Origin of the sequence: Sessilibacter corallicola (assembly GCF_021290925.1) — a bacterium.
GTDB classification, from domain to species: domain Bacteria; phylum Pseudomonadota; class Gammaproteobacteria; order Pseudomonadales; family Cellvibrionaceae; genus Sessilibacter; species Sessilibacter corallicola.
This window is the reverse complement of sequence record NZ_JAJSLX010000002.1, coordinates 1,252,825-1,264,761: the sequence shown is the minus strand read 5'-3', so window position 1 is coordinate 1,264,761 and position 11,937 is coordinate 1,252,825. Positions and strand designations below refer to the sequence as shown.

Sequence of the window (11,937 nt, the reverse complement as noted above, 5' to 3'; positions counted from 1 at the left end):
TGGGAACTATTCTGCTCGTAAACTAATGTTCGGCAGCTTGAACGGTTAGATAATTCAGTTCGGCCATTAAATGGTATTTTTGCTGTTGAATATTGATGTATTCAATTTGAGTGTTTAACTCTTCGATTTTTGCAGTTATTGCTGCGGTTAATGAACTTTCACCGGCGGAATAAACGGATTCGGTCGACTCGGATATTTTTCGTAACTGTGGCAATAATTGCTGTTGATACAACTGCTCTTTTTCGATAATTTTTTGATATTGAGCCATCGCCGAATAAAACTCTGACATCGAACTCAGAACGTATTGATCTATTCTTAAGCGTGCAGCCGACGCATTTTCATGGGCATCAATGACCGATTGGTCTTGGCGCTTTTTGGTAAAAACTGGCAAATCGAATTCAACACCCAACGAAATAAAATCCGCTCGGCTGTTGCCGACTGGGTCATTTTCTCGGTAACCGTATTGGGTGTTTAATGTCCACGCGGGTTTGTATTTTTGTTTTTGTAGATTAACTTCTTGAGACTTAGCATCATATTGCTTTTGCATTATCGCCAGCACAGGGTGACGCTTGATCGCTTGCACCAGCTCCGCTTCGGATAGATCAAACGCAGAAATAAATGAGGCTTCTATTTCAGGCAGATAAGACGAAACATCTTGACGCAGATTTTCTTCTCTTGCTGTTTCTTCTTTCAACGTTATTGAACTGTGGCGCTGGAGAAGATCGCGAATGATTTCTACGGAAACGTATTCACTCAATAAGGCAGCAGTTTTGGATTTTTCTGCGGCCAATCCAATAATGCGATTATCGAATCGCAGCAGTTGCAGTTCTGCGGCTAAAAATTCCTGCTGGTCGACGCCACCAATGCCACTGGCATAACCTGAATGTACCGTGTCGATCAATTGCTCAAACAAAGTGCGGTCGTTTTTTGCCAATGAAAGCGCCCGGTGATCTGTTAACAACCGGGTCCACAGTTGAGTGATATCTCGCCTAATTTCGGCGGTTCGGTTTTCTGCCATCAACGGATACTGATCGCCGTAGAGCCGTTGAATTTTGGCGCGATAGGAACGAGTTTTACCACTGGGAAACTGTTGACTGATACCCACTTGAAACTGAGTAAAAGGTTCTTGATTGGTATCGAAGGTATCCAGCGGTAAATTTGCGTAATTCACCCGCAACTTAGGATCTTGCAGCTGTCGAGCAGAAACACTGCGCGCATTGGCTGCGTTGTGCAGATGATCCAGCTGTTTTAAATAGGGGTCCTGATGAATAGCTTGTTCAATCAAGGCGTCCAGGGAATCAGTGTTCAGAGAATTGGCTTTCAACGGGTTACAAACGAAAATAACGTTAAAGGCGAAAACAACACACGCAGTTATTCGAGACATTATTAATAATCACATCACTGGGCGGCACTGCCTCTCAATGGGTTTATTTCAGCGCGTAACGTCTGTATTTATCGCTATTTTTTTAACAGCCACACCCGCAAAAAATCGCGCTGTGCTTTAGCAATAAACATCATCAAAAGAAGAATAAACCAACCGGTAAGACAGGCGCCGAATCAATACTGTTGATGACAAGGGTGTTTATTCAACACACATTGGCAAATTTTAGGCGCAGCTTGAGTGTGAGATTAACTCTGTGGAGGACGGAACAATTCCGATAAAAAGAAAGAGATCGATTCGGTAAGATAAAACGTCACGTAATCGGCAAGACTGTGTATTTCGAGTTTAATGGTGGTACCAAGCAACGAAAAATGAACCGAACAGTATTCAGCATCGCACAGGGATTCGTCGTAACAACACGACATTGATGAAGAACTAGCCGTGTCCGATTGATCGTGGCAATCGCTCATTGAAGGATCAAGCATCATGGAAGAATGAGCGTTCTGAGAACCGTTAGAAGCATCGGTGACTAAAAAGTCGGTACTGGCAGAAACAGCAAAGACTTGCGCTACATACACAAGAAGCGTCATTAAGATAAAACTTTTTTTGACGATTGCCGGATTCATTTCACTCTGCCATTGAGCGTTTCAAGTGACGGTTTTTAATGGGCTATAAGTCTCAACGTAAACTCGCAGACTCAGACGCATAAATTAATAGTACACATAAACTACTGATACACAAAAATTCGTGCGTACAAGTTACTACTAATACAAAACCTACAACTTAGTTTATAAACTTGATTCACAATACTAACTCGCTCAACACTCAACGGCAAGCTGGCATTATTTAGAAACTCTTAAGTCAAAGTGTAATCTTGAATAAAAAAAGCCACCGATAACGGTGGCTGTCAAGACGTCAAAATCATAGAAAACTGTGGTTACTTTTTCAGTATCCAGAGTCTTCGTTTATTCTTTACTAAGTGCCTACTGTGCTAATCCTAACCACCGTCTTGCCGGTGGCAGATGCCGTAGTACCACAAACTCAACCAAGAAGATGGTTACCACAGAGACCAACAGCAGCGGCAATAACAACGAGGACACAACCAACACCGCAATCATCGTATTTGCAATCGGCTGGCCCGTGGATTTGGGTGCACCCAACGCACCTTGCGGTTTGCGTTTCCACCACAAAATGAATCCGCTCACCGACATCAAAACCAATCCCAAGGTGGTTAACACCCCCAGGGCCAAGTTAAACCATCCAAACAACTGGCCTTCGTGGGCGGCAATGCCGTAACCGATGATCTTGTCGACCATTTTGCGTTCGCTGAAGGCTTGGCTGCGAAGGGTTTCACCGGAGTAGCCATCAATCCAAGCGTCGGCTCTTCTCGGACGATTTTGCGTTTGCGAGGATACTTTCCAACTGTTGTGGTGGGCATTATCTACCGACAACATGACCGGATAATCAAAATTCAATGCCACGGCTTTTTGGTAAGCAATCTCGTCGATTTCGGCTTTTTCGACAGAATTAACGTGCCAATGAACGTGTTCTTTTTTGGCTCCCGTGCTCCAATCTTGCTGAACGTGGGATTCGATCACTTTACGAGTTTTCTGGAAAGCACCGCCCCAACCCTGAGTCCAAGGCAGGCCGCTGATCAACAAAAACAAAGCTAAGATCGAAATCCAAAAACCAATCACCACGTGCAAGTCTTTCCAGAAACGTCGACCTTCTAACGATAAGCGCGGGTACAAAACCCCGGCCATGCCACTCGCGTCTCTGGGCCACCAAAGAATAATCCCGGTAACAAACAGAACAATCGCCCAACACGCGGCTAATTCGACAAAATAAGAACCAATGCTGCCGAGAAATACGGATTCGTGTAAGTCTTTTAACAGTTCGGTAAATAAGCGATCAAATCGAACGATGTCGACGATTTCTAACGAATAAGGGTTAACGTAAACAAAATAGCGAATATCTTCGGAAAACACGCTGACTCGAACGGCGTCGTTGTCTTGCTTGGGAATTCGATAGCGGTGAAACAACGTGTCAGGAAACGCACTCTGTGCCGCGACAATGTGATCGTTGACCGATTGGCGTTCACCAGAGACCGACAAATCCATGTAAGAGGATTCGCGAAACGATTCAATTTGTGGCTTAAACAGATACAAACCACCAGAAACTGCCAAAAACAACACAATCGGTAAGCACAATAGGCCAGCGTAGAAATGCCAGCGCCAAACGCAGCGATACATTACCTGATTCGCATTCATAAACTCTATATCCTAACCACGACAAAGCATCGACCATTGATGCACATATTTTCAGTGTCTCAGGGTATAAAATCACGGCGATACTTCACCAGTGACAAAATGTCGCACAGGCAATTGCTGGTTGATCCGCACCGAGAAATTTTTCTATAGTGCGCCAATACACGAACAGTTGAGCGGAAAACCACATTGATTTTTGGACTACAGCATTCGGCGTCAGAAAATGATTTCAGCGTGACGCGCAATATCTTGTTACTGCGGTTAGGACTGCTCCTGCTGTCGGCAGTTATCCTAACCATTTGCTCGGTCTTTAATTTGTTGCAATTTGAATGGCAACAAATTTTGATTGTTTTAATCATGACAACGAGCTGGTCACTGTTTTTATTAATCAATCAAAATTGGTTGAGCGGCAGTATCCATCAATTTCGAGAACTGGTGGTGGATATTATTTGGGTAACCGCCGTTGTTTATATTACTGGCGGGACATCAAACCCCTTTATTTATTATTTTCTTGTATTAACCGCCATTGCCGCCCTCACCGTTCAACCGACAATGGCTTGGGCTATTTCCATTTTAGGCACAGGTTTGTACACGGCCATATTAATTTTGGATTCCCAACAACATTTTGAACATTTCTCTTCTGATTACCGCATTCATTTAATTGGTATGTGGTTGAACTTTGTGGTCAGTAATTTGATTATTTGCTTCTTCGTGATTAAATTAATGACAACTCTGCGCAAACAACAAACGGAATTAACCAAAGCCCGAGAAGAAAATTTAAAAAACGAACAACTGATTGGTTTGGCAACGGTGGCGGCATCTACCGTTCATAATTTAGCGACGCCGATTTCAACCCTGAAAATTCTCGCCGACGATATGATTGAACAACAGTCGATCCCCAAACAATTGCGCGACGATGCGCAAATGATGCAAGAGCAAATTGACCGCTGTTTTTCTACCATGAAAAACCTTTCTTCGCTGGCACAAAACAGTGAAGACCTTCACGACACGCCCGTAAATGACATCTTGGATTTTTTGAAAGAACACTATTCGCTATTACTCGGAAAATTCAAACCCGAGTTTCTCGATATGTGTACAACCCGCAAGGTGATTTACACCAACGATTTGCTTCAGTATGCATTAATCAACTTAATTAATAATGCGATTGAATCGGCGTCGCAATCGCCGAAAGTGGTTTTTCAAAGCACCGATGACCACTTGTTGATTCGAATTTCCAACCGCAGCAAGCTGTCGGAAAATCAAATTACTGAACGCTGGGGTAAACCCAAATCGTCCACCAAAGAAGCGGGCTTGGGAATTGGTTCTTTCTTGGCAAACAGCACGATAGAAAAACAAGGCGGTTTTGTAAAAATGGAAGTGAAAAGCGTGCAACCCAACAGCGCTGACAACAACGAAAAAGTCATTATTGTTGAAGTTAATTTCCCGTTAAACCACTAATATTTTAACGGCCTGTTTTAACTGTTTATAACCACCTATTACTATCTATTATTACTACAGCTACCGATTGAGTTGCTTATTATGACCCACAAGCTCATTTATTTAGAAGACGATTCAGCGTTAGCGTTTGTCACCAGCCGCTCGCTCACGCAAAAAGGTTATCACGTTGATCACGTGGAATCGCTCACGGCGTTTAAACAGCAATTCACGCAAGATAAATACGACTACGCTCTGTTGGATTTAAAAATAGGCACCGAAAACTCACTCGAACTGCTGCAAGACATTGAAGAACTGAAACAAATCCCCACGGTTATTTTATCCGGTTATGGCACCATTCGTACCGCCGTCAAAGCGATGAAACTCGGCGCGGTTAACTTTTTAACCAAGCCTGCGTCTATTTCCGATGTTATTTCTGCCTTTACAGAATCAGCACCCGCCTACACTCCCGAACAAACCGAAGAAATTGCCCGACCGTCGCTGAAAAACGTTGAATGGGAAACCATCCAAGCGGCGTTGGACGAAAATAACGGTAATATCTCGGCCACCGCGCGACAATTAAAAATGCACCGCCGAACCCTACAGCGAAAGCTTCAGAAACGTCACATTGAGTCGAATTAGCGGGACTTGTTATTAGAGTTAGCAGGGCTATTTATTAAAATTAGCGGCACTATTTATTAAAGTTAGCGGCAGTTTTCATCAAAAGCTGCTCAAAGTCATTAAAAGTTCCTCAAAGTTTCAGAAATTATCGTTAAGATTTGCTGTCTTGTAATCAAGCGCTCCAGCAATTGGGCTGATGTGCCAATGGCTGTTTTCGTTTACTGAGTACGATTGTTTCAATTTCTATTGGGGATAGGGTTTTGGAATCCATATATTACGTCATTTGCTGGCACTGCCACCGCCGCTGTAAACACTGCTATGAAGACAAATTTCACCCCTACATTCGGGATGAATTAGAGCAAGTTGTTGAAGAAGCCATCACCAATTTCCCTAAAATTATCGACAATCTGCCAGACTCCATGATGTATGACGACTGGCATCACCCCGATGAACAAGGCCAGCCCGTGCAGCGCAAAGGCCGTATTATCCTCTCTGGCGGCGACGTTTTAACTGATCCGGTGCGCGAACCGGTGCTGTATCCTATTTTGGAAGCCCTTCAAGATAGATACCGCGATACCGGTGGCGTCAACATAGTAGTACAAACCACTGGTGATTTAGTAACTCCCAAAATTCTGCAAGAGCTTTTGGATCGCGGCCTTTGGATGCTGTCTATTGCTGGCATGGACGATTATCACGTTGGCCTGCAAGGAGACAAAAAGTTTACCCTCATGGACAAACTCCTGGGGTATTTTAACGACTTCGGTATGGTGGAATCGGGCAGCGAAGAAAATGTGCATTGGTTTGACCAACAAGGACCGGTATACAGCAGCTTTGGGGCAACCGACGATTCTTGGATTGGTAAGCTCTGGCCACGCGGTCGAGCTTGGGAAAATAATCTCTCCAAAGCCACACTGACCGACAATTTTTGCAACGCTTGGTCCGGCGGGCTCAATTTCTTAGAATACGGGAAAAGCGGTTCGGAAATATCTATTGATCCTACCGGAAATTTCTACCCCTGCTGTATAAAAACCGCCGCACCCCTGGGTAATTTAACCGAAGAGCCGCTGCAAACCATTTTGGATGATTTGCAAGGATTGCCCGAACTGGAAGCCATTAACGCCGGAAAACCCGAACGCATGGGCCTTTCGCAAGGTGTATCGGTCAGTGATTTTTACGGCAACTGCCACACTCAAAAACCCAACGGCGACGACTACAGTAATCTCTGTATTGGCTGCGACCAATTTTTCGAACACCATCTTGGCGATATACTAAAACGCAAACGCGCCGCACGCTTAGCCCAACAACGCGGCCTAGTGGCCATCAATGCTTAGGCGTTAACTCTTTTCAACGTAAGATCTTTGTACTATGTATTTTCCGAGCATTAAAAACACCGTCTTATCGGCGGTGGTCACAGCAGCTATTAGCCTTTTTTCTTTTACCGCCAGCAGTGCCGACAACCAATCAAACACGCAAGATTTTCAGCTCAACGATTGGTCCTCGGTAGAAAGCGCCAGTCACGGCGGCACCCTCTATTTTAATACCTGGGGAGGCGAGCCGAAAATTAATCGCTACATTCAATGGCTGGGAAAAGAATTAAAAAAACACCAAAATATTACGGTTAAGCACGTAAAACTTGCCGATACCGCAGAAGCTATTTCTCGCATAATTGCCGAAAAACAAGCGAACAATACCCATGATGGCTCCGTCGACTTAATCTGGATTAACGGCGAAAATTTCGCTGCGTTAAAATCGGCCAATTTATTGTACGGACCTTGGGCCGAATCCACGCCCAATTTTTATCTCACCAATCCCGATAAAAACCCTGCGGCCATTACCGACTTTACTGTGCCTACCGAGGGCTACGAATTGCCCTGGGGAAAAGCACAGCTGATCTTTTTCTACGACGCCTCGCTAACCCAGTCGCACCCGCGCTCGGTATCAAACCTGCTGCAATGGGCAAAAGATAACCCCGGACAATTCACCTACCCGAAGCCACCGCAATTTTTAGGGACAACGTTTTTAAAACAAGCACTGATTGAATTAGTTACCGACAAACAAGCCTTGTACGCACCGGTAAAAGCCGCAGAATTCACCCAGTTAACAGCACCGTTATTTGATTTCTTAGACGCCCTTCATCCACACTTGTGGCGCAAAGGCAAAGTCTTCCCTAATTCGGGAACCGAATTAAAAAGCTTAATGGCCGACGGCGAATTAAGTTTAGGATTCTCGTTCAGTATTCAAGAAGTCGCTTCTTCCATCGCCAATTATGAGCTGCCAGAATCCGTTATGCCTTACACGCTCGATGGCGGCACGTTGGGCAACTACAGTTTTTTAGCGATTCCGTTTAATTCCCCCAACAAAGCCGCAGCCTTGGTTGCCGCGAATTTTCTACTGTCACCACAAGCACAAGCCAGAAAGCAAGATCCTAGCGTTTGGGGAAGCAGCACGGTTATCGACTTAGAACAATTAAATGAGTCTGACAAAAAACGGTTTCAACAAAAAAACATCCCCGGCATGATCCCATTGCAAGAATTACCACCGGCCATTCCAGAGCCTCACCCCAGCTGGGTAGAGTTGCTGGAACAAGCCTGGCTCAAACGATACCAAAGCTAGTTTTCTTCGATGTCGAACACTAAGTGGCTGCCGCGTCTCAGCCAGATTTTTTTGTACGGTTTTGCCGGTATTATTATCTCTGGCTTAGCAGCGGTTTTTTTTCCGGCATTTGGTTGGCTGCCTGCGTTGGGTGGAACAGAGTTTACGCTTGATCACTGGATAGCCTTTTTTCAATCACCGGGTATTACCAAAAGTATTACGCTTAGTATCACCACTGCTCTGCTCACCACGGCAATCAGTGTTGCGTGTGTGTTTTTATTTTTAGCATCAATCAGTGGTTCTAATTCGCTGATTCAAAAATTCATTTTGCGTTTACTAGCGCCAATATTATCCATACCCCACGCGGCCGCAGCGTTTGGGTTTTTATTTTTGTTTTCTCCGTCGGGCTTAATCAGCCGGTGGCTATCACCCGAATTAACCGGCTGGAACAGACCGCCGGATTTACTGACGGTGCAAGATCCTTGGGGCCTTTCTTTGGCCGGTGGTCTTATCATCAAAGAAATCCCTTTTTTATTATTGGTTGCCTTTTCAGTCTTACCGCAAATCAATGTCGATAGAAGTTTAAAACTGGCTCGCTCTCTGGGATACCACACCACCGTTGGCTGGCTTAAAGTCATCGCACCGCAATTATACCCATTGATACGCATGCCTATTTTTGCCGTGCTGGTGTTTTCTTCCTCCACCGTCGATGTTGCTCTCATACTTGGCCCAAACCTACCAAGCACACTGAGCGTTTCAGTGACGCAATGGTTTAATGATCCCGATTTAAGCCAGCGTTTTATTGCCTCAGTCGGTGCTGTGTGCCAATTAATGACTACTTTGGTAGTTTTGGGTATTTGGTGGATCATTGAAAAAATAATCCAGCGAGGATTTTCATCTTATTCTGTGAATGGTGAGCAACACCGTTTCGCCGTTATTGCTGCGTTTGTCGGTAGATTATCGGTGGGATTAGTCTTCATTATTAATATCGCGGGAATTTTTGTTCTTATTATTAATAGTATTGCTGGGTTTTGGCGCTTCCCGAATAACTTTCCCGCCACATGGACCGCAACCCATTTTTTAAACGCGCAAACAGCAATTACCGAATCACTATTAGTCACCTTGAGTATTGCTGTAATCACGGTATTAATTGCAATCGTGGTTGTTATTGTAGTTCTAGAAGCCGAAATTCAAACAAAATCTTCGCGGATTAACAAATTTATTATTTACTCACCGCTATTGATTCCGCAGGTGGGTTTTATCTCGGGCTTGGTTGTTCTCAGTATTTGGCTAAACATCAACCCAAATGTGTATTTGGTCATTTTAGGTCATTTGTTGTTTGTCATTCCCTACGCGTACTTATCCTTAGGTAAAGCGTACCAAGCCTTTGATCACCGCTGGCTGCAATTGAGCCGCACCCTGGGCGCCAGTTACTGGAAAATACTGTTTCGAATAAAATTACCCATGCTCACCACGCCACTGCTATCGACGCTTGCATTGGCTTTTTCTGTGAGTATCGCTCAGTACTTAGCAACACAATTACTGGGCGCTGGCCGAGTCAGCACAATCACAACCGAAGCCATAGCCCTAAGCAGCAGCGGTAATCGCCGTTTAATTTCAGTGTGGTCACTGTGCCAAGCTCTCTTACCATGCCTTATTTATTTACTCGCTTTAATGATTCCAAAACTGGTGTGGCGACAACGGAAATTAATGCAATTGCGTTAATTTAATCATCGAGAGCCAACAAACAAAAAAGCCTCCCAATAGGAGGCTTTTTTATAACATCAAAATCCGCAACGAAAAAAAGCGGCTGATACAGCCGCTAAAACGTGCTTGACAATTTAAAAGGTTAATCCAAATACCGCAGGTGCCAATAACATGGTTGCGCAGTAAATCAGTGCGATGGTAATGACATTCAACCAAAGACCGGCTTTCATCATGTCTTTAATCTGCATGCCATCATAAGAGAACACAATTGCATTTGGCGGTGTTGCTACCGGCATCATAAACGCCATTGATGCCGCTAACGCCGCAGGAATTGCCAATACTAATGGGCTAAATTCTAGACCGACAGCAACCGCACCTAAAATAGGTAAGAACGTTGCGGTGGTTGCGGTGTTTGAAGTAATTTCTGTTAGAAAAATAATGGTAACAATCGTCACGGCAATAATAATGGCGATATCGAACGCATTTAATGACGCAACCGCATCACCAATAGATGCTGCCAACCCGGTACTTTTAAAGGCACCGGCTAAAGCAAGGCCACCGCCGAACAACAACAACAATACGCCCCAAGGAATATTTTTCGCGCCGCTCCAATCTGCAGTGAATTGCTTTTTCTCTAATGACACAGGAATGACGAACAAAAGGCTCGCAGCGATCAGTGCGATGGAAGTATCGGTAATGGCTAATCCGGTAAAAGACACGATTAATTTACGGAAAATCCAGCAGAATACGGTCGCTAAGAAAACGGTTAGCACCACTTTCTCACCGCGCGACATAACACCGAGTGCTTTTAATTCGCGCGAGACTAATTCGTCCGCGCCTTCCAAATCAAGTTTGCCAACGGGGAAAATAACGCGGGTTAATAAAAACCACACCACCGGCAGCATAATAATGGTGATTGGAAGACCCATCATCATCCAGGTAATAAAATCAATTTCGACGCCGTAGCTGTCAGACATCACACTGGCAAGCAAAGTATTAGGCGGCGTACCAATAAGAGTCGCAACACCACCGATAGAGGCACTGTAAGCAATACCCAACATCAAGGCGATACCAAAGCGACGTACCTGAGCCGGATCTTTACCTTTAGCACTGATAAATTCGATCAGAGAAATACCCACGGTAAACATCATTAGGGTGGTAGCAGTATTGGAAATCCACATGGATAAAAACGCAGTAGCGCCCATAAAGCCGCCGATAATTGCGCTACTGGAGGTACCGGTCATGCGGACTACCGTCAGGGCGATACGTTTGTGCAAGCCCCAACGTTGCATGGCAACGGCGATTAAAAAACCACCTAAAAATAAATAGATAAGCGGATGAGCGTAACTGCTCGCAACGGCTTTTTGCCCGGCAATGCCGAACAGTGGCATTAAAATAATAGGCAACAATGCGGTAACAGCGACGGGGGCGGCTTCGGTCATCCACCAAATTACCATCCAACTCACGACGGCAACCAGTTTCCACGCTTCTGGAGATAATCCCGCCGGAGCATCCATTAACAGTAATAGGGCGCAGACGATGGGTCCTGCGAGAATGCTGATGATGTGTTTCTTTGAAATTGAATCCGAAGAAGATGTTGCGGCCTTCTCTGAAGGTACATTTAGTTCGACTTGTGTTGTCATACGCTGACTCTCTTTGTTATATGCGTACTTGTGTTATTTCTAATGTACGAAAAATTTTATTTTTCGAAACAACCATTTCTAATACGGTTGTTACATCGAAGATAATTAACGACTGAAATAACAACAATTAATGCAGTGTTATTTAATCGCTATTATTAAATGGCAAGACAAATGCCAACCTAAATAAATATTATAACTAATTGTTTTTTATAGTAATTTTTTCATATCGAATAAAAACAAAAATTCAAGATAGTTTATTTGAGGGGGGATTGCCACCCATAACCCACGCCAA

The 11,937-nt window shown here is 44.3% G+C and carries 9 protein-coding genes; 5 read left to right on the top strand and 4 right to left on the bottom strand.

Annotation, left to right across the window (positions count from 1 at the left end; translation table 11 throughout):
• Nucleotides 1-22: 22 nt before the first annotated feature.
• The 3 genes from LU361_RS12690 to LU361_RS12680 all read right to left on the bottom strand — a co-directional run bounded on the left by LU361_RS12690 (nt 23) and on the right by LU361_RS12680 (nt 3,651).
• The gene (locus LU361_RS12690; protein WP_233089205.1) at nt 23-1,384 is read right to left on the bottom strand and encodes a TolC family protein; all 1,362 of its coding nucleotides are present in this window, start codon (nt 1,382-1,384) and stop codon (nt 23-25) included.
• 245 nt (nt 1,385-1,629) lie between these two features.
• Nucleotides 1,630-2,007: a hypothetical protein gene (locus LU361_RS12685; protein WP_233089204.1), complete on the bottom strand. Its 378-nt coding sequence runs from the start codon at nt 2,005-2,007 to the stop codon at nt 1,630-1,632.
• Nucleotides 2,008-2,364: 357 nt separating this feature from the next.
• Complete coding sequence (locus LU361_RS12680; RefSeq protein ID WP_233089203.1) at nt 2,365-3,651, bottom strand: PepSY-associated TM helix domain-containing protein; 1,287 nt, start codon at nt 3,649-3,651, stop codon at nt 2,365-2,367.
• Nucleotides 3,652-3,837: 186 nt separating this feature from the next.
• Between LU361_RS12680 and LU361_RS12675 the strand changes: the two genes are divergently transcribed.
• The 5 genes from LU361_RS12675 (at nt 3,838) to LU361_RS12655 (ending at nt 10,020) form a co-directional block, all read left to right on the top strand.
• Nucleotides 3,838-5,106: an ActS/PrrB/RegB family redox-sensitive histidine kinase gene (locus tag LU361_RS12675; RefSeq protein WP_233089202.1), complete on the top strand. Its 1,269-nt coding sequence runs from the start codon at nt 3,838-3,840 to the stop codon at nt 5,104-5,106.
• A gap of 81 nt (nt 5,107-5,187) precedes the next feature.
• Nucleotides 5,188-5,724, top strand: a complete 537-nt coding sequence (locus LU361_RS12670; protein ID WP_233089201.1) for a response regulator transcription factor — start codon at nt 5,188-5,190, stop codon at nt 5,722-5,724.
• 239 nt (nt 5,725-5,963) lie between these two features.
• Complete coding sequence (locus tag LU361_RS12665; RefSeq protein WP_233089200.1) at nt 5,964-7,034, top strand: radical SAM/SPASM domain-containing protein; 1,071 nt, start codon at nt 5,964-5,966, stop codon at nt 7,032-7,034.
• Nucleotides 7,035-7,068: 34 nt separating this feature from the next.
• On the top strand, nt 7,069-8,316 hold the full coding sequence (locus LU361_RS12660; RefSeq protein WP_233089199.1) for an ABC transporter substrate-binding protein: 1,248 nt from the start codon (nt 7,069-7,071) through the stop codon (nt 8,314-8,316).
• A gap of 9 nt (nt 8,317-8,325) precedes the next feature.
• Nucleotides 8,326-10,020, top strand: coding sequence for an ABC transporter permease (locus LU361_RS12655; protein WP_233089198.1), 1,695 nt, complete (start codon nt 8,326-8,328; stop codon nt 10,018-10,020).
• 116 nt (nt 10,021-10,136) lie between these two features.
• Here LU361_RS12655 and LU361_RS12650 read toward each other — a convergent pair whose 3' ends face one another.
• Complete coding sequence (locus LU361_RS12650; RefSeq protein WP_233089197.1) at nt 10,137-11,645, bottom strand: SLC13 family permease; 1,509 nt, start codon at nt 11,643-11,645, stop codon at nt 10,137-10,139.
• Nucleotides 11,646-11,937 lie beyond the last annotated feature (292 nt).

Excerpts from the sequence above, each read along its gene's own strand:
- LU361_RS12690 (WP_233089205.1), bottom strand. The coding sequence starts at position 1,384 with ATGTCTCGAATAACTGCGTGTGTTGTTTTCGCCTTTAACGTTATTTTC.
- LU361_RS12685 (WP_233089204.1), bottom strand. The coding sequence starts at position 2,007 with ATGAATCCGGCAATCGTCAAAAAAAGTTTTATCTTAATGACGCTTCTT.
- LU361_RS12680 (WP_233089203.1), bottom strand. The coding sequence starts at position 3,651 with ATGAATGCGAATCAGGTAATGTATCGCTGCGTTTGGCGCTGGCATTTC.
- LU361_RS12670 (WP_233089201.1), top strand. The coding sequence starts at position 5,188 with ATGACCCACAAGCTCATTTATTTAGAAGACGATTCAGCGTTAGCGTTT.
- LU361_RS12660 (WP_233089199.1), top strand. The coding sequence starts at position 7,069 with ATGTATTTTCCGAGCATTAAAAACACCGTCTTATCGGCGGTGGTCACA.
- LU361_RS12655 (WP_233089198.1), top strand. The coding sequence starts at position 8,326 with ATGTCGAACACTAAGTGGCTGCCGCGTCTCAGCCAGATTTTTTTGTAC.
- LU361_RS12650 (WP_233089197.1), bottom strand. The coding sequence starts at position 11,645 with ATGACAACACAAGTCGAACTAAATGTACCTTCAGAGAAGGCCGCAACA.